This window comes from Streptomyces sp. NBC_01450, assembly GCF_036227505.1.
Taxonomy (GTDB): Bacteria; Actinomycetota; Actinomycetes; order Streptomycetales; family Streptomycetaceae; genus Streptomyces.
Genome location: NZ_CP109480.1, coordinates 9,069,082 through 9,086,942, shown reverse-complemented (window position 1 = coordinate 9,086,942; position 17,861 = coordinate 9,069,082). Strand labels below are relative to the sequence as shown.

Below are 17,861 nucleotides of genomic sequence, written 5' to 3'. Positions count from 1 at the left end.
CTAGATGCTCCTTAGAAAGGAGGTGATCCAGCCGCACCTTCCGGTACGGCTACCTTGTTACGACTTCGTCCCAATCGCCAGTCCCACCTTCGACAGCTCCCTCCCACAAGGGGTTGGGCCACCGGCTTCGGGTGTTACCGACTTTCGTGACGTGACGGGCGGTGTGTACAAGGCCCGGGAACGTATTCACCGCAGCAATGCTGATCTGCGATTACTAGCAACTCCGACTTCATGGGGTCGAGTTGCAGACCCCAATCCGAACTGAGACAGGCTTTTTGAGATTCGCTCCGCCTCACGGCTTCGCAGCTCATTGTACCTGCCATTGTAGCACGTGTGCAGCCCAAGACATAAGGGGCATGATGACTTGACGTCGTCCCCACCTTCCTCCGAGTTGACCCCGGCAGTCTCCTGTGAGTCCCCATCACCCCGAAGGGCATGCTGGCAACACAGAACAAGGGTTGCGCTCGTTGCGGGACTTAACCCAACATCTCACGACACGAGCTGACGACAGCCATGCACCACCTGTACACCGACCACAAGGGGGCGACCATCTCTGGCCGTTTCCGGTGTATGTCAAGCCTTGGTAAGGTTCTTCGCGTTGCGTCGAATTAAGCCACATGCTCCGCTGCTTGTGCGGGCCCCCGTCAATTCCTTTGAGTTTTAGCCTTGCGGCCGTACTCCCCAGGCGGGGAACTTAATGCGTTAGCTGCGGCACCGACGACGTGGAATGTCGCCAACACCTAGTTCCCACCGTTTACGGCGTGGACTACCAGGGTATCTAATCCTGTTCGCTCCCCACGCTTTCGCTCCTCAGCGTCAGTAATGGCCCAGAGATCCGCCTTCGCCACCGGTGTTCCTCCTGATATCTGCGCATTTCACCGCTACACCAGGAATTCCGATCTCCCCTACCACACTCTAGCTAGCCCGTATCGAATGCAGACCCGGGGTTAAGCCCCGGGCTTTCACACCCGACGTGACAAGCCGCCTACGAGCTCTTTACGCCCAATAATTCCGGACAACGCTTGCGCCCTACGTATTACCGCGGCTGCTGGCACGTAGTTAGCCGGCGCTTCTTCTGCAGGTACCGTCACTCTCGCTTCTTCCCTGCTGAAAGAGGTTTACAACCCGAAGGCCGTCATCCCTCACGCGGCGTCGCTGCATCAGGCTTTCGCCCATTGTGCAATATTCCCCACTGCTGCCTCCCGTAGGAGTCTGGGCCGTGTCTCAGTCCCAGTGTGGCCGGTCGCCCTCTCAGGCCGGCTACCCGTCGTCGCCTTGGTGAGCCACTACCTCACCAACAAGCTGATAGGCCGCGGGCTCATCCTTCACCGCCGGAGCTTTTAACCCACCCAGATGCCCAGGCAGGTGTTATCCGGTATTAGACCCCGTTTCCAGGGCTTGTCCCAGAGTGAAGGGCAGATTGCCCACGTGTTACTCACCCGTTCGCCACTAATCCACCCCGAAGGGCTTCATCGTTCGACTTGCATGTGTTAAGCACGCCGCCAGCGTTCGTCCTGAGCCAGGATCAAACTCTCCGTGAATGTTTTCCCGTAATCGGGACGACACCACGAGAGCGGAACCAGGAAGAGGAATAATCCCCCCGGTTCACAGCGTCCTCGCTGTGCGCCTACCAGGCAGTGCCCGGCAGGACTTTTTCAAAGGAACCTCGCCCCAGCCGATCGGCCGGAGACGGGGTATCAACATATCTGGCGTTGATTTTTGGCACGCTGTTGAGTTCTCAAGGAACGGACGCTTCCTTTGTACTCACCCTCTCGGGCTTTCCTCCGGGCGCTTCCCTTCGGTCTTGCTTTTTTGCTTTATTCTTGCGTTTCCGACTCTATCAGACCGTTTCGCGATCCGATTTCCTCGGTGCTTTCCAGGTTTCCGCTTCCGCGTTTCCCTTTCCGGCGGTCCAAACAGTATCAGCGTTTTTCCGTCTCTCTGACCAAGGTCCTGCGGACATGCAGAACCAGACCCCGAGATAGGATCTGACAAGTTGGGTGCTGCCAGGCAAGGACGCTTGGTCGCGTCGCTCAGCCTCAAGCAGGAGTACGACTGTACATGGGGGTTTGGAGCGCGCGCAAATCGTTTGCGTGGTGCTCTAGGGCCGCCAACCGGGACCTCTCATGCGGAACCGACAGTTCATATGACATACCCTGCTCAGCAGTGCGCCGTCCGGTACAGGCAGTGACGGCCCATATGAATCTCCACCCCTGGGAGGCTTCCCATGACCACCGTGACGTCCCCTCTTGCAGGACGCACCATCGGACTCGCCGCGGTACCGGATCCCGTCTTCTCCGGAGCGATGGTAGGCCCCGGCACGGCGATCGACCCCGTGCGCGAACCCGGGGAGGCTGTCGCCCCTGTGGACGGGGTGATCGTCTCGCTGCACCCGCATGCCTTCGTCGTCGTCGACGGACAGGGCCATGGCGTGCTCACGCACCTGGGCATCGACACGGTGCAGCTCAATGGCGAGGGTTTCGAGCTCCTCGTCAACAAGGGTGACACCGTGACGCGCGGTCAGGCCGTCGTGCGTTGGAACCCGGCTGCCGTCGAAGAGGCCGGCAAGTCCCCGATCTGCCCGGTCGTGGCGCTCGAGGCGACGGCCGACTCCCTCTCCGATCTCCGCGAGGACGGCGATGTGAAGGCCGGCGACACCCTTTTCAGCTGGCAGTGACATCAACAGCACTGCCGTCGTAGACGGCAGTTTCTAAAACCACCGCGGCGGCGAGACGCGCCGCACTATCGGAGACGGGTGAGATGGAGACAACGCTGCGAGGCGTCGGCGTGAGCCACGGTGTGGCGATCGGCGAGGTTCGGCACATGGGAACGGCGGTGCTTGAGCCGCCTGCCAAGCAGATCCCGGTGGAGGACGCGGAGCGCGAACAGGGGCGCGCCCGCAAGGCCGTCGAGGCTGTGGCGGCCGATCTGATGGCGCGCGGCAATCTGGCGGGGGGCGAAGCCCAGGCCGTGCTCGAGGCGCAGGCCATGATGGCCCAGGACCCCGAGTTGATGGCGGACGTGGATCGGCGTATCGCGGTCGGCAGCACGGCCGAGCGAGCGGTCTACGACGCGTTCGCCTCGTACCGCGCGCTGCTGGCGGGTGCCGGTGAGTACCTCGCCGGTCGCGTGGCCGACCTCGACGACGTGCGGAACCGTATCGTCGCCCGGCTGCTCGGGGTGCCCATGCCGGGCGTCCCGGACAGCGACGAGCCGTACGTCCTTATTGCTCGTGACCTCGCGCCCGCGGACACGGCGCTGCTCGACCCCACCCTCGTCCTCGGCTTCGTCACCGAGGAGGGCGGGCCGACCAGCCACAGCGCGATCCTGGCTCGGGCGCTCGGAGTGCCCGCGGTCGTCGCGCTCCCCGGCGCCGGTGAGCTCGCCGAAGGCACGGTGATCGCCGTGGACGGCAGCACCGGCGAGATCTTCGTGGAGCCGAGCGCCGAGAAGCGGGCGCAGCTGGAGGCCGCGGCGGCCGAGCGCAAGGCAGCTCTGTCTGCCTCGACCGGACCTGGTGCCACCTCCGACGGTCACAAGGTGCCGCTGCTGGCCAATGTCGGCGGTCCCGCCGATGTGCCGGCCGCTGTCGAGGCGGGAGCCGAGGGCGTCGGTCTGTTCCGTACCGAGTTCCTCTTCCTGGACGACAGCAAGCAGGCGCCGTCCGAGGAGAAGCAGGTCGATGCGTACCGCAAGGTGCTCGAGGCGTTCCCCGAGGGGCGTGTCGTGGTGCGGGTGCTGGACGCGGGCGCGGACAAGCCGCTGGACTTCCTCACTCCTGCCGACGAGCCGAACCCGGCGCTGGGTGTGCGGGGTCTGCGCACCCTGCTCGACCACCCCGACGTCCTGCGTACGCAGTTGACGGCGCTCGCGAAGGCTGTGGAGGGGCTGCCGGTCTACCTCGAGGTCATGGCGCCGATGGTCGCCGACCGCGTCGACGCCAAGGCGTTCGCGGACGCGTGCCGGGCCGCCGGGCTGAAGGCGAAGTTCGGCGCGATGGTGGAGATTCCGTCGGCCGCGCTGCGGGCTCGCTCGATCCTGCAGGAGGTCGAGTTCCTGTCGCTGGGGACCAACGACCTCGCGCAGTACACCTTCGCCGCCGACCGGCAGGTGGGCGCGGTGTCCCGTCTGCAGGACCCCTGGCAGCCCGCGCTGCTCGACCTGGTCGCCCTGTCCGCCGAGGCGGCGAAGGCCGAGGGCAAGAGCTGTGGTGTCTGCGGTGAGGCCGCGTCCGATCCGCTGCTCGCGTGTGTGCTGACCGGTCTGGGTGTCACCTCCTTGTCGATGGGTGCCGCGTCGATTCCCTATGTCCGGGCGACACTCGCCAAGTACACGCTGGCGCAGTGCGAGCGCGCTGCCGCAGCCGCGCGTGCCACGGACACGGCCGAGGAGGCGCGCACAGCGGCTCAGGCGGTGCTGTCCGGCGAGTAGCCGGGACGGTTCGCCGAGCGACGGTTGCTCAGGGGCGCTCCACCTGCGGGTGGGGCGCCCCTTCGCGTTCAGTGCGCGTGGCCTGGCGCCTCTTCTCCGCTGCCGAGGTCGGGTGGTACGCAGTAGTCGACGCCGGACTCCGGGGAGACCAGGTCTCCGGATACGACATCGGTGCAGTAGGCGTCGAAGACCTCGCCTGCGGTGAGGGGTTCCAGGCCTTCTCCGCGCAGTCGCCATCCGTAGACGCGGTCGGTCATGTCGGGGGCGGTGGTGCGCATGACCAGGCCTCCGGCGCTGCCGGTGGCGAGGCCCAAGGCGAGGACGGTGGTGAATTCGAGGGCTTCCGACTCGTCGAGGCGGGTGGTGCCCTCGGCGTCGTCGTCGGCCCGCAGCACCGCGACGAGTGTTTCGGGTGCCGCGGAGACACTGCACACGAGATGGCGCTCGCCGGGGCTCGCGGTGTCGAGGACGCGGGTGAGCAGGTGCGTGGCGCGGGCGAAGGCCGCCCGTCCGATGTCCTCTCCGCAGGATGCGCAGTTGCCGATGCGCGCCAGGAGCGTGGTCGCGTACTCCCAGGTCGCTTTGCGGACGGCTTCGTCGACGAGGTCGGGAACGAGTTCGTCGAGGGGCTGTCCTTCGTACGGAACGGTGGGCCCGGAGGCGGCTAGTTCCGCGGTGAAGCGTGTACGGCTGGTGACGGCGTCGGGTTCCAGGCCGTTGTGGGTGCAGAACTCCGCGTATTCCTCTGGGTCGAAGAGCGCGACCGTGGTGTGGCTGCCCTGGGCGGCCAGGGTCTTGAGCAGGGATTCCACCTGCTGGAGGTAGGTCGTGTGGTCGTTGAACGTGAAGGTGCGGTAGCGCCGCATCGCCGTGAAGTCGTGCTCGTCGGTCAGCAGACCGATGGTGCCGGCGATTTCACGACGCAGGACGCGTCGCATGGTCTGGTGCTCGGTGTGCGCCATGTTTCCCCCTGTGCACAGTCGATCAATGCTCACTCACAGTAACTGGAGGCACTGACAACGCGGGGCGGGAGAGGTGGTCGCGCACCATACGGTGCTGGAACACGCAGGTCACAGCGATGGTGGTGCCGAAGACCGTCCAGCCGAGCGGGCCGGTCGCGATGGCTGCGGTGACGGCCAGTGGTCCGATGCTTCGCTGGACGGACTGCGCCAGTCCATGGACGCCGAGGTAGGCGCCCTGGGCCGTCCCGGGCGCGAGGGCGACGGAGAGTTCCCAGGAGACGGTGGCGTGCAGCATCTCCGCCACGGTGAAGGCGATGGCCGAGGTCGTGAGGAACAGCGTGGTGGTGATGACTCCGCCCGTGGCCGAGAGCGTCATGGCGACGCCGCCGAGAGCGAAGGCCGCGGAGAGGGGTAGCAGCAGGGAGCGCGCGGCGGCCGTCGTGGCGCCGAGGCGGGCCAGGGGCACCTGAAGGGCCACGACCATCACGTTGTTGAGGACCATGAGCAGCGGGGCGAGCCCGTGTGGTGCCTGGTGGGAGTGGGCGATCCAGAGTGGCAGGCCGACCTTGAACACGGCGTCGTCGAGGAAGAGGACGGTCTCGGTGGCGACGTACGCGAGGTAGCCGCGGTCGCGCCATGGGTTGGCCGGCTTGGTGGTGGGGAGCGGGTCCTTGGACGTGGCGATCGTGCGTGCGGGGGACGGCGGTTCGGCGCAGCACGCGGTGAGGAGGGCCGCGGCGACGAACGACAGGGCGTCTCCTGTCAGGAGGCATTGGTAGGCGGTGGTGGTGCCGACGGTGAGGGCGGCCGCGGCGGTGAGGCCGCCCAGGGCCCATCCGGCGTTGGCGACGGTTCTGGTGACGGCCTGGTAGCGGACGCGGTCGGGTCCCGAGACGCGGGTGGCGTACAGCTTGGTGAGCACATTGGCGGCCCGGTCGCCGAAGCTGCCGGCGGCCGAGAAGGCCAGCAGCAGGGCGTAGTTGTCGGTGGTGAGCAGTGCGAGGGAGGCCAGGGCTCGCAGGATCTGCAGGAAGATCAGGACGCGGGTCAGGGGCAGGCGGTCGGCGATGCGGCCGCCGAGTGGTGCGCCGGCGATACCGATGGCCCCCGAGACCGCGGCGAGGGTACCGACCTGTGCCACGGACAGGCCGGTGACGTAGGTGAAGTACAGGACCGAGACGGCTGCCCACAGACCGCTGCCGGTCCGGTCGACGAGGGCGATCCAGAGCATTCTCCGGCCGTCGGGGCCTCCTGGAATGCGTGACGACCATGCGGCGGCTGCGCGACTGATCGGGCCCACCGTTCCCCCTTGCTTCCATTTATGTATTGATACATACTTGGTAACGTGGCAACACAATATGGGATCAGTGGTACGACGGCCAAGGGAATTGCCTCGTCCGTCGAACGAGGCGTGGCCGAAGGCGCGTTGGGTCCGGGTGCGGCGCTGCCTCCGGTGCGCGGGCTTGCCGACCAGCTCGGGGTGAGCCCGGGAACGGTCGCGACGGCGTACAAGGAACTACGGCGGCGCGGGATCGTGGTGACGCGCGGGCGGGGCGGGACCGTGGTCGCCGCGGCTCCCGCGGTGGCGTCACGGCGACCCCCGAAAGTGCCGGACGGGCTACGGGACCTGGCGGGCGGCCACCCCGACCCTCGGCTGCTTCCGCGCCTGGTGCCGCCCTCGCGGCTCTCCCCCGGCGCGCGGTCGCACCGCAGCACTCCGCGTCTGGCGCGGTTGGAGGACGCGGTGCGCGACTGGCTGGGCCCGGACGGTGTGCCGACGGACCACGTGACCTTCGCACATGGCGCGCTCGATCTGATCGGGCGGCTGCTGTCGGTGGAGTTGCGCCCCGGTGACGCCGTTGCCATGGAAGACCCCGGCTATCACCATCTGCTGGACCTGGTCACGGCTCTGGGGCTGCGTACGGTCCCGGTCGCGGTGGACGACCAGGGGATGCGGCCCGAGGCCCTGCGAGACGCGCTACGGGCCGGCGTACGAGCGGTGGTGTGCAGTCCACGGGCGCAGAATCCGTACGGCGGTCGCTTCTCGGCGGAGCGCCGGGACGCTCTGGTCGTCGTACTCCGGGAAGAGCCCGATGTGCTGGTGGTGGAGAACGACCATGCGTCCGCCGTCGCCGATGCGCCTCTTCACACGTTGACCGCTGGCGGTCTGACGCGCTGGGTGCACGTACGGACCGTGAGCAAGTTCCTGGGGACGGACCTGCGGTGGGCGGCGGCGGCCTGCGATCCGATCACGCTGGCCCGGCACGACGGCCGGATGCTGCTCACCTCCGGCTGGGTCAGCCACCTCCTCCAGGAGACGGTGTACGGGCTGCTGACGGACGACGACACACGCGCGTTGGTCGCGCGCGCCGAAGAAACGTACGCGCTGCGGCGGAACGCACTGCTCCATGAGTTCGCGGAGCGTGGCATCGAGGCTCATTCCGTGAGCGGAATGAATGTCTGGGTACCGGTGCGGGACGAGTCGGCCGTCGTCAATGGGCTGCGGTCCCACGGGTGGTGGGTCGCTGCGGGTGCGCGGTTCAGACTCGCTTCCGCGCCCGGTGTACGGATCTCGGTCGCGGAACTGGAGACGCCCGACGCGGTGCGCCTGGCCTCGGACTTCGCTGTCGTGCTCGGCGAGTCCGAGGCCACCTACGGAGGTTGATCAGCCGCGCTTGCGGGCGAGCTCTTCGTAGAAGTGCAGCAACTCGACGTTGTCCACGGAGCCGACGTTGACCGCCTTCTCCAAAGGGGCTCCCTGGAGGAGGCGCTTGACCGGAACCTCGATGCGTTTGCCCGTGAGGGTGTGCGGGATGCCGGGCACCTCGATGACCTCGTCGGGGACGTGACGCGGGGAGAGCTGTTCGCGGATGGTCTGCTTGATGCGGTTCAGGAGGGCCTCGTCGAGCGCGGCTCCGGGGGCGAGGTGGACGAAGAGGGGCATCCAGTAGCCGCCGTCGGGCTGTTCGATGCCGATGACGAGCGACTCTTTGATCTCGGGGAGGCGTTCGACGGCTTCGTAGATGTCGGCCGACCCCATGCGCACGCCCTGGCGGTTGAGCGTCGAGTCCGAGCGGCCGTGGATGACGACGGAACCACGCGAGGTGACGGTGATCCAGTCGCCGTGGCGCCAGACGCCGGGATACGTGTCGAAGTAGCTGTCGTGGTAGCGGCTGCCGTCGGGATCGTTCCAGAAACGGATGGGCATGGACGGCATCGGGTTGGTGACCACCAGCTCACCGACCTCGTCGGTCAGGGGCTTGCCGCCGGGATCCCAGGACTGGAGGTCGGTGCCGAGGCCGGGGGCCTGGAGTTCCCCGATGTACACCGGGAGCGTCGGGACCGCTCCCGCGAAGCAGGAGCACACGTCCGTGCCACCGCTGACGGAGGCGATCCACAGGTCGTCGCGGACCTCGTCGTGCAGCCAGCGGAAGCCGTCGGGCGGCAGGGGCGAGCCGGTCGTCGCGACGCACTGCACGCGCGTGAGGTCGAAGTCCCGGGAGGGGTGGACACCCGCCTTGCGGCACGCCATCACATACGCGGCGGACGTGCCGAAGAGGGTCGCTCCCGTGCGTTCGGCGATCCGCCACTGGGCGGCCGTGTCCGGGTAGCCGGGGCTGCCGTCGTAGAGGACGATCGTGGCGCCCGTGAGCAGGCCGGAGACGAGGAAGTTCCACATCATCCAGCCGGTGGACGTGTACCAGAAGAAGCGGTCCTCGGGACCGAGGTCGCAGTGCAGGCCCAGTTGTTTGAGGTGCTCGACGAGGATGCCGCCCTGGGACTGGACGATGGCCTTGGGGAGGCCGGTCGTACCGGAGGAGTACAGCACCCACAGAGGGTGGTCGAAGGGCACCTGCTCGAAGACGGGCGCCACGTCCGCCGAGGTCAGCTCGGACCAGTCCAGGGCGCCTTCGGGGGCTTCGGTGCCGAGCAGCGGGATGTGGACGACGGCACGCAGGGTCGGCAGTTCGCGGCGCAGCTCGGCGACCACGTCCCGGCGGTCGTGCTCCTTGCCGCCATAGCGGTAGCCGTCGACCGTGAAGAGCACGACGGGTTCGACCTGCTGGAAGCGGTCGAGGACACTGCGCGCGCCGAAATCGGGGGCGCAGGACGTCCACACGGCCCCCACGGCGGCCGTGGCGAGCAGGGCGGCCACGGCCTGCGGAATGTTCGGGAGATAGCCGCTGACGCGGTCTCCCGGGCGTACTCCGAGGGCGCGCAGCTCGGCGGCCAGGGAGCCGACCTGGCGGCGCAGCTCGGACCAGCTCACCGGGGTCGCCTCATGGGTCTCGTCGACGTAGAGGAGCGCCGGTTCGTCCGTGCGGGTCTCGGCCGCGCGCAGGGCGTGCTCGGCGTAGTTCAGGGTCGCCCCGGGAAACCACTCGGCGCCGGGCATCGAGCGGTCGCCGAGCACGCGCGCGTGGGGGGTCGAAAACCGTACGTCGAACCACTCGGTGACGGCCTTCCAGAACGTGTCCAGTTCCCGTACCGACCAGCTGTGCAACGCCGGGTAGCCGCCGTCGGACGGGGCTCCGTGGTGCTCGGCCGCCCAGGCCTGGAACTTCGTGACCTGCGCCTGGGCGATGCGCTCTGGGTCGGGCTGCCAGAGCGGTGAGGGGTTCGCGGTGGACATGCGGCTGCTCCCGGACTGTGGGCGTCGGTCGCGCACGAGCTGGGGTGTGCGCGTCACGCGGCTGACACGGACGATGCCATGTGATCGACTTCCGCACCAGGGTGTGCCGCAGATGGTCGTCCGCGTGAAGATGTGCCCCCACCACGGGTGAACGGCAGTTGAACGACTCACTCATTTGGCGCAGGCAATGGCAGGGTGAGCAGCATGGACGGTCGTGACCTGGTGCGTTCGGTGAAGACGGTCGGTTCGACGGGGGCGGCCCAGGGGTTGCTCACCGTGCGGGCCGCATGGCGAAGGAGGCGTGCCGACGCCGCCGGGCTGCCGCGCCGGGGGGCCGAGCGCGCGCGGGTGCCGGGCCCGGTGCAGGGGGTGGAGCCGGGGCCCGGGGGTGGGGTCGTCCGGTTCACGCGGTCCGAGTTGAAGATCACTGTCGCGGTGAGCGGGGCGGTGTTCTGGGGCTGGGACGGGGCCGGTCCTGAGCCGTCGTACGCGCTCGCGGGCCGTTGCCCGGAGCCGGACCCGCGCGCCGTCCTGGAGCCCGACAAGGACGGCGGCTGGCGGGTGGTGGCCGAACGGGTGACGGTCGTCGTCTCCCGGCACGGTGCCGTCGAGGTGCGGACCCCCGGTGGTGTGATCCTGCGCCGTGATCTGCCGCCCCGTTGGTGGGAACCGGTCGACGGGGGCGTGGCGCGCTGGATGCAGCGCTCCGAAGTGGTCGCCGACGCACGGTTCTTCGGCCTGGGCGGGCGCGCGGCCGGTCCCAGGCTGCGCGACGGGGCGTACCGGCTGTGGAACACGGATCCCGGGCACGCCTTCGCACCGGGCGACGATCCGCTGTACATCACGATGCCCGTGCAGATGGTGGTCTCCGACGCGGGCACCCATCTCGTGTTCCACGACACCTCCTGGGACGGCACGGTGAGCCTGCGCGAGGGAGAGGAGGGCGCGGGGTCGGGGCACGACCGGGCCGGGACGTGCGAGCTGCGGATGGATGGCGGCCCGCTGCGCTGTTGGGTGATGGTGGGCACCCCCGCGCGTGTGCTGCACGCCTGGGTCTCGCTCACGGGGGCGCCCGCGCTGCCGCCCGCATGGGCCCTGGGGCACCATCACGCGCGCTGGGGCTTCGGCAGCGAGCAGGAGGTGCGGCGGATCGTCGCGGGCTATCAGGAGCGCGGCCTGCCGCTCGACGCGGTCCACCTGGACATCGATCACTACGACGCGCACCAGGTGTTCACGGTGGACCGGGAGCGCTTTCCGAAGCTGCCGGTGCTCGCCGAGGAACTGCGCCGTGACGGCATCCGGCTGGTGTCGATCGTCGACCCGGCGGTCAAGGCCGAGCCGGGCAACGCGGTGTACGACAGCGGCGTCGCCGAGGACGCCTTCGTAGAGGATGCCTCGGGCCGGCTGGTGCGGGGAGTCGCGTGGCCCGGGGAGTCGGTCTATCCGGACTTCACGCACGCGCGTGTGCGGCAGTGGTGGGGCGGCCTCTACGAGGAGCGGCTGGCGCAGGGGTTCGCGGGGTTCTGGCACGACATGAACGAGCCGACGTCGTTCACGGCGTTCGGGGAGTCGACGCTGCCGAGATCGGCTCGGCACTCCCTGGAGGGACGCGGCGGTGACCATCGCGAGGCGCACAACGTGTACGCACTGGGGATGGCCCGGGCCGCGTACGAGGGCCTGCGCGAGCTGGATCCCCAGGAGCGGCCGTTCCTCTTCTCGCGCTCCGGGTGGGCCGGAATGCAACGCTACGGAGGGACCTGGTCCGGAGACGTGGCCACCGGCTGGCCCGGGCTGCGTGCCTCGCTGTCGCTGGTGATGGGGCTCGGGCTGTGCGGGGTGCCGTACTCGGGTCCCGACGTGGGCGGTTTCGACGGCAGCCCTTCGCCCGAGCTGTACCTGCGGTGGTTCCAGCTCGGCGCGTATCTGCCGCTGTTCCGCACGCACGCGAGTCTGCGGGCTGGGCGCCGGGAGCCCTGGGAGTTCGGTGACGACGTGCTGGAGCACGCGCGCGCGGCTCTCGTCGAGCGGCGGCGGCTGCTCCCGTACTTCATGACGCTGGCACAGCTCGCCCGCCGCACCGGCGCACCCTATGTGCGGCCCCTGTGGTGGGCGGCGCCCGAGGACCGGTCGCTCAGGGACTGCGAGGACGCCTTCATGCTCGGTGACTGCCTCCTGGTGGCACCGGTGTTGGACCACGGGGCCGACCGTCGTGCGGTGCAGCTGCCTCGGGGGCGTTGGTACGACACGGTCACGGAGGAGGCGTACGAGGGGCCGGCCCAGGTCTTGCTCGACGCCCCTTTGTCGCGGATTCCGGTGCTGGCGCGCGCGGGTGCCGTCGTTCCCGTCCGGGGCGACGACGGCGGCCTGGAGCTGGAGGCGTGGGCTCCGGCGCGCGGGCGGGTCGGGGGCGGGCTCGCTGTGCCGGATCTCGGCGACGGCTGGGACGAGCCCGAACTCGAACGCTATGTGACGCGCTGGGAGGGGCAGCGCGTGGTGGTCCGGCGGGACGGGGAGGGCGGACCGAGCGAGCCTGAGCGTCTGGTCCGGGTGCGGGGCCTCGGGGCGCGGTAACGGCCTGCGAGCACCCCGTGCGGTCCCCTCAGTACCGTCCCTCGAACCATGCCCGCGCGGCCAGGGTGTGCAGCGGGAAGGCGAGTTCGGCGGGCCGGCGCAACAGATGCCAGCCCTCCGTCTCGTCCGTGGCGGCGGACTGCGGCAGTTCGGCGGCCGGGCGCTCCGGGAGGAGCCCGAAGAGGAGCAGGTGACCGGCGGGAGAGCTCATCGCGTCGGCGAGCCGGACCTCGCGGCTCGCCACGTCGATTCCCGTCTCCTCCTTGAGTTCCCTGGCGACGGCGTGCCGCCAGTCCTCTCGGTGGTCGATGAACCCTCCGGGCAGCGCGATGCCCCCGCGCGCGGGGGCGATGGTCCGGGTGATGACGACCAGGGCGGTGCCCCTGTCGTCGTAGACGGGCTGCAGGGCCACCGCGACCGGCAGCGGATTGCGGTAGGCCACGCTGCCGCAGACGGCGCAGGTGCGGGGCCATCCGGAGTTGCCCTCTCCGTAGGGTGCTCCGCAGCTCGAACAGTGCGAGCCCGGCGCGAAGTCGGCGGGTGGGTGCGGGGTTGCGGACACGCCGCGGACTGTAGCCGATCGCTCCGGGCTCGTCTTCGGGTGGCTCATGAGGTGCGGGGCCGGGCGCCTCTCCATGTGCGTCTTGCGATGCGGGTCCGCCCCGCCGTCACGGGGCGGACCGACCCGGCTCAGGGGGACGAGGTCAGCGACTTCTTGGACACGGGGAAGTCGTAGTACGTGTCGGGGTGGGGCTCGGGCTTGTACGTGTAGTGCCACCACTCCTCGGCGAGGTTGACGAATCCGAGGTCTTCGAGCGTGCTCTTCAGGAGCAACCGGTTGGCTCGCTGTACGCCCTGGACGCGTGGGTCCAGCGTGTGGGCGAGGGTGTCGAAGCAGTCGAAGCCGGTGCCCATGTCCACGGAGTTGTCAGGGAAGCGCTCGGCCTTGGGCCCGTAGCAGGGGACGAGGGGTTCTCCGGGGACGTACGGCCGGGTCGGCCTCGCCGGGAGCCGCACGATCGTGAGGTCCATCGTCGAGCCGCGGCTGTGCCCGGATTTCTCCGCGATGTAACCGTCCTCGAACAGCCGGGTCTTGTCGACCTGGGGATAGAACTCGGGCTTCATCGCCTGGTCGTCGAGGTCCTCGGCCCAGCGCACGAAGTGGTCGACGGCGCGCTGCGGCCGGTAACAGTCGTACACCTTGAGGGTGTAGCCCTGGTGCAGCAGTGTCACCTGAGCCTTGTGGAGGGCCTCGGCGGCGGGCCGGGTGAGGATGCAGATCGGCTGCTGGTAGCCGTCGACGCGCTCGCCCACGAAGTTGTGCGGCGTGAAGTAGCGCATCTCCTGGATGATCGTCGGGTCCACGGATCTCAGGGCCACGAAGTCCTCGGGAGCCTTCGGCTCGGGTGTCGCCCGGGCGGTGGCGGAGGCGGCGGTCACGGCCAGTAAGGCGGCGAGCGTGGTCACCAGACCGCGCACGGCGGTGGAGAGTCGTGTCATGTCCCTTGCATCTATCAGGCGCGGGGTCCGTCGGGGAAGGGATCGCATACGGTCCGACACCATCGAGTGAGAAACTCCCGGACTGCTCAAGGGCGCCCAGAGCCGGCCTGGGGGTACGGCCGGAACCACCCCCGTGGGCCCCGGCCGTACCTCCCGATACTCCGACGCCCAGGAGGCCTGCATGGTTCTCCCCGTCGCGCTGCCCATTTCCCGATGCCCGTGGCACACTTCTGACGTTCCGTCAGATCCACTGCTGTGGAGGGGTCTTGTCGCGTACACGCACACCTGTGGTCACCGGGTGGTTCGCCGGGGACGGGGACGACTTCCATCTCCTCGGCACGCGCTGCTCCGCGTGCACCTCGGTCTTCTTCCCCCGCGAGGACGCCTTCTGCCGAAATCCGGGGTGCCGGGGCGGTGAGCTGACCGAGATGCCGCTGTCCCGACGCGGTCGCGTCTGGTCGTACACCGACAGCCGGTACCGGCCTCCGTCACCGTATGTGACCGATCCGGAACTCTCGTGGGAACCCTATGCGTTGATCGCTGTGGAGCTGGAATCCGAGCGGATCGTCGTACTCGGACAGACGGTTCCCGGAATCACCGTCTCCGACCTGGCGGTGGGCATGGAGGTGGAGGTCGTCCCCGGTGTGCTGAACGAGGACGAGGAGACGACCTGGACGACGTGGCACTGGCGGCCGACGGGGGTGACGGCATGAAGGGCATGTGGCGTACGGGGGCGAGGGCATGAGCGGTGAGGTGGCGGTGCTCGGCGCGGGCATGCACCCGTGGGGCAAGTGGGGGCGCGGTTTCGTCGAATACGGGGTCGCGGCGGCGCGCGCGGCGCTGGCCGACGCGGGGATCGACTGGCGGGACGTCGGCTCGATCGTGGGCGCGGACACCGTCCGCGCCGGCTATCCGGGGTACGTGGCGGGAGCGACGTTCGCGAAGGCGCTCGGCTGGCAGGGAGCGCGGGTCACGAGTGTGTACGCCGCGTGCGCGTCGGGGGCGCAGGCTGTCAACACGGCGCGGGCACAGATCCTTTCGGGCCTCGCGGACGTAGTCCTCGTGGTCGGTGCCGACGCGGCGCCCAAGGGATTCTTCCGCCCGGCGGGCGGGGACAGGCCTGACGATCCCGACTGGCTGCGGTTCCGGGTCCTCGGAGCGACGAATCCGACGTACTTCGGGCTGTACGCCAGGCGGCGGATGGCCGTGCACGGGGACACCTTGGAGGACTTCGCGCAGGTCAAGGTGAAGAACGCCGCCCTGGGGGCGTTGAATCCGAACGCGCGATACCGCAAGAGGGTCACCGTCGAGGACGTGGCGGGTTCCGCCGTCGTCGCCGACCCGTTGCGGCTGCTCGACATCTGCGCGACCTCCGACGGGGGCGCCGCCCTCGTGCTGTCGAGCATGGAGTTCGCGCGACGGCACGGGACGGCGGACCCCGTACGGATCCGAGCGGTGTCGACGGTGACACCGCGCTACCCCAACGCCGTGCTCGATCTCCCGGACATCGCCACGGACTCCGCTGTCGCGGTGGAGCCCGCGGCCGGCACCTTCCGGGCCTCGATCGCTCGGGCTGCGTACGAGGAAGCGGGCATCGGTCCCGAGGACCTCTCGCTCGCCGAGGTGTACGACCTGTCCACGGCCCTGGAACTGCAGTGGTACGAGGATCTGGGGCTGTGCGGGGAGGGCGAGGCCGCCAAGCTGCTGCGGGAGGGTGCCACGACGCTGGGCGGGCGCATACCGGTGAATGTCAGCGGCGGTCTGGCCTCCTTCGGAGAGGCCGTTCCGGCGCAGGCCATAGCCCAGGTGTGCGAGCTGACATGGCAGCTGCGCGGGGACGCGGGTGACCGGCAGGTCGCGAGCGCGCGCGTGGGAATCACGGCGAACCAGGGGCTGTTCGGACACGGCTCGTCGGTCATCGCCGTCCGCTGAGTCGGCGGCCGGCCGAGCGCACCGCGTCGAGGACCGTCGTGCACTGCGACGACCGCCGTCGACGGACGCTCGTCCCCGCCGCGTCCGCACTCGGTGTGACGACCCCGGAATGCTGCGTGAACAGCTCGTGAATCGCGCCCGGGCGTACGCGGGCGGGGCCAGTATGCTCCCGTGCCCTCCTGGACGGATACTGTCCGCTTCGCCTTCCAGCCGGTCGTCAATCTGACGACCGGAGGGGTTGCGGCGCTGGAGATACTCGCCCGTCCCGAGTCCGGTGACATCCTGGCGCAGGCGCGCCGCGACCCCGAACTCGACGGCCGGCTGGCGGCGTTGGCGATCCGCGCGGCGGCCCGCAGGGAGACGATGCTGCCGCTGCACGTGAATGTCTTCGCCGGGACGCTGGCCGATCTCGGAAGGCTCGCGGCGCTGCGCGACGCCGTGCGGGAGGCCGGTCGGCTGCCGTGGGAAGTGACGGTCGATGTCGGTCCGCCGTACACGCATGTGCCGCACCACGCCCTGCTGGAGGCGGTGTCCACCGTGCGGAGCGAGGGCTTCCGGATCTGTGCCGACGGGGTGGGCGACGGTGACGTACCCCTGCGGCTGCTCACGGACCTCGCGCCCGAGCTGATGAAGCTCGACGCGTCCCTGCTGGCGCGGCCGGCGGCGGTCCGGGCGATGCGGACGCTGTGCGAGCAGTTGGGCGCGCTGCTGTCCGTGGAGGGCGTCGAGACGGAGCTGCAGTGCGCGGCCGCGGTGTCGGCGGGGGCCCAGCTGGCGCAGGGCGAGCTGTTCGCACCGCCGGCTCGGCTGCCCGTCGCGGACGTATACGTTCCGACCCTCTCCCCCGGCCTCGCGGCGGCACCCCGGTCTGGGCCGTCGGTACGGCAGTTCGTGCGGCCCGCCGCACTACTGCCCGCGACGGCGTCCGCCGGGCAGGTGCGGGCGCTGCTCACCGGATCGTCCGACGTGTCCGGTGTACTGCTCGTGGACCCTTCCGGGATCCCGGTCCGCTCGGTGCACCGGTCACGGTTCCTGCTGTCGATGTCGGGGCGGTACGGGCATGCCCTGTACGCCGACCGGCCGGCCGCCAAGCTCGGCGATCCGCCGCGTACGGTCGGCGTCGACGCGACCGCGTGGGAGGTCCTCGACGTGGTCGCGGACGGCGAGCGGGACCGCACGTCGGACGATGTCGCGGTCGTCGATCACTACGGGCGGTGCGTGGGAGTCGTACGCCTTGCCGATCTCGTACGAGCACTCTCCGAGAGCCGGGTCGAAGAGGCCGCCGGGCTCAACCCGCTGACCAGGCTGCCCGGTTCGGACGCGATCACCGGCGAGGTGGACCGGCGGATCGCCGACGGCCGGATCTTCGCGCTCAGTTGGCTCGATGTCGACCACTTCAAGCAGGTCAACGACGGAGCGGGCTTCGCGGCGGGCGACGAACTGATCCGGGCGGTCGGGCGGGCGCTGCAGCACGCCGCTTCCGGGGCGACCCGCGTGGGGCACATCGGCGGCGACGACTTCCTGGTCCTCGCGGACCCGGAGACTCTCGGTCCGCTGGCCGGTTCGGTGCTTGACGCACCCTGGTCGGCGGGCGGATGTCCTGTCACATTGTCGCTGGCCACGATCCTGTGCGCGCCGGGCAGCGTGAGCGACCACCGACAGGCGGCGGCCTGTCTGACACCGCTCAAGCGGGCCGCGAAGGCGCTGAGCGGGGCGAGTTGGGTGCTGGGGCGGGCGGGACTGCCGGGTCATGAGGTCCTGCGTGGTTCGGGGGCGGAGCGGGCGCAGGCTGGTTGAGCGACGGACCGGGAGTCCTGGACGACGGCCAGGCG

12 protein-coding genes and 1 rRNA gene are annotated in these 17,861 nt (G+C 69.4%); 7 read left to right on the top strand and 6 right to left on the bottom strand.

The genetic code is table 11. The annotated features are described in order from the left end of the window. Positions 1–15: 15 nt before the first annotated feature. Positions 16–1,541 (bottom strand): 16S ribosomal RNA (locus OG568_RS40375). A 686-nt stretch (positions 1,542–2,227) separates the two neighbouring features. Between OG568_RS40375 and OG568_RS40370 the strand changes: the two genes are divergently transcribed. Both OG568_RS40370 and ptsP read left to right on the top strand, forming a co-directional pair. Next, complete coding sequence (locus OG568_RS40370; RefSeq protein ID WP_266416665.1) at positions 2,228–2,677, top strand: PTS sugar transporter subunit IIA; 450 nt, start codon at positions 2,228–2,230, stop codon at positions 2,675–2,677. A gap of 83 nt (positions 2,678–2,760) precedes the next feature. Further along, complete coding sequence (ptsP, locus tag OG568_RS40365) at positions 2,761–4,431, top strand: phosphoenolpyruvate--protein phosphotransferase (protein WP_266416662.1); 1,671 nt, start codon at positions 2,761–2,763, stop codon at positions 4,429–4,431. Between the two features lie 68 nt (positions 4,432–4,499). Here the strand turns inward: ptsP and OG568_RS40360 are convergent, their stop codons facing one another. Next, a complete protein-coding gene (locus OG568_RS40360) occupies positions 4,500–5,393 on the bottom strand; it encodes a hypothetical protein (RefSeq protein ID WP_329535084.1) in 894 nt (297 codons plus the stop codon). Between the two features lie 22 nt (positions 5,394–5,415). Further along, a complete protein-coding gene (locus OG568_RS40355) occupies positions 5,416–6,624 on the bottom strand; it encodes an MFS transporter (protein ID WP_329535083.1) in 1,209 nt (402 codons plus the stop codon). Positions 6,625–6,738: 114 nt separating this feature from the next. Between OG568_RS40355 and OG568_RS40350 the strand changes: the two genes are divergently transcribed. Further along, entirely contained in the window at positions 6,739–8,058 is a 1,320-nt protein-coding gene (locus OG568_RS40350) for an aminotransferase class I/II-fold pyridoxal phosphate-dependent enzyme (protein WP_329535082.1), read from the top strand. On the opposite strand, the gene OG568_RS40345 is transcribed toward OG568_RS40350, so the two are convergent. Beyond that, the gene (locus OG568_RS40345; RefSeq protein WP_329535081.1) at positions 8,059–10,026 is read right to left on the bottom strand and encodes an acetoacetate--CoA ligase; all 1,968 of its coding nucleotides are present in this window, start codon (positions 10,024–10,026) and stop codon (positions 8,059–8,061) included. A gap of 204 nt (positions 10,027–10,230) precedes the next feature. Between OG568_RS40345 and OG568_RS40340 the strand changes: the two genes are divergently transcribed. Beyond that, positions 10,231–12,597 carry a glycoside hydrolase family 31 protein gene (locus tag OG568_RS40340; RefSeq protein ID WP_329535080.1) on the top strand — a complete coding sequence of 789 codons (2,367 nt, stop codon included), beginning with the start codon at positions 10,231–10,233 and terminating at the stop codon, positions 12,595–12,597. 28 nt (positions 12,598–12,625) lie between these two features. Here the strand turns inward: OG568_RS40340 and OG568_RS40335 are convergent, their stop codons facing one another. Then, positions 12,626–13,159 carry an NUDIX domain-containing protein gene (locus OG568_RS40335; RefSeq protein ID WP_329535079.1) on the bottom strand — a complete coding sequence of 178 codons (534 nt, stop codon included), beginning with the start codon at positions 13,157–13,159 and terminating at the stop codon, positions 12,626–12,628. A gap of 128 nt (positions 13,160–13,287) precedes the next feature. Then, entirely contained in the window at positions 13,288–14,097 is an 810-nt protein-coding gene (locus tag OG568_RS40330) for a M15 family metallopeptidase (RefSeq protein WP_329535078.1), read from the bottom strand. A gap of 287 nt (positions 14,098–14,384) precedes the next feature. Between OG568_RS40330 and OG568_RS40325 the strand changes: the two genes are divergently transcribed. From OG568_RS40325 to OG568_RS40315, 3 genes are all read left to right on the top strand, one after another. Further along, positions 14,385–14,810: a Zn-ribbon domain-containing OB-fold protein gene (locus tag OG568_RS40325; protein WP_329536585.1), complete on the top strand. Its 426-nt coding sequence runs from the start codon at positions 14,385–14,387 to the stop codon at positions 14,808–14,810. Between the two features lie 28 nt (positions 14,811–14,838). Next, positions 14,839–16,029: a lipid-transfer protein gene (locus OG568_RS40320; protein WP_329535077.1), complete on the top strand. Its 1,191-nt coding sequence runs from the start codon at positions 14,839–14,841 to the stop codon at positions 16,027–16,029. A 171-nt stretch (positions 16,030–16,200) separates the two neighbouring features. Beyond that, on the top strand, positions 16,201–17,826 hold the full coding sequence (locus tag OG568_RS40315; RefSeq protein ID WP_329535076.1) for a GGDEF domain-containing protein: 1,626 nt from the start codon (positions 16,201–16,203) through the stop codon (positions 17,824–17,826). Positions 17,827–17,861 lie beyond the last annotated feature (35 nt).

Bases quoted from the DNA above. Each gene is read 5' to 3' on its own strand.
- OG568_RS40370 (WP_266416665.1), top strand. From the start codon at position 2,228: ATGACCACCGTGACGTCCCCTCTTGCAGGACGCACCATCGGACTCGCC.
- ptsP (WP_266416662.1), top strand. From the start codon at position 2,761: ATGGAGACAACGCTGCGAGGCGTCGGCGTGAGCCACGGTGTGGCGATC.
- OG568_RS40360 (WP_329535084.1), bottom strand. From the start codon at position 5,393: ATGGCGCACACCGAGCACCAGACCATGCGACGCGTCCTGCGTCGTGAA.
- OG568_RS40355 (WP_329535083.1), bottom strand. From the start codon at position 6,624: ATGCTCTGGATCGCCCTCGTCGACCGGACCGGCAGCGGTCTGTGGGCA.
- OG568_RS40345 (WP_329535081.1), bottom strand. From the start codon at position 10,026: ATGTCCACCGCGAACCCCTCACCGCTCTGGCAGCCCGACCCAGAGCGC.
- OG568_RS40340 (WP_329535080.1), top strand. From the start codon at position 10,231: ATGGACGGTCGTGACCTGGTGCGTTCGGTGAAGACGGTCGGTTCGACG.
- OG568_RS40330 (WP_329535078.1), bottom strand. From the start codon at position 14,097: ATGACACGACTCTCCACCGCCGTGCGCGGTCTGGTGACCACGCTCGCC.
- OG568_RS40320 (WP_329535077.1), top strand. From the start codon at position 14,839: ATGAGCGGTGAGGTGGCGGTGCTCGGCGCGGGCATGCACCCGTGGGGC.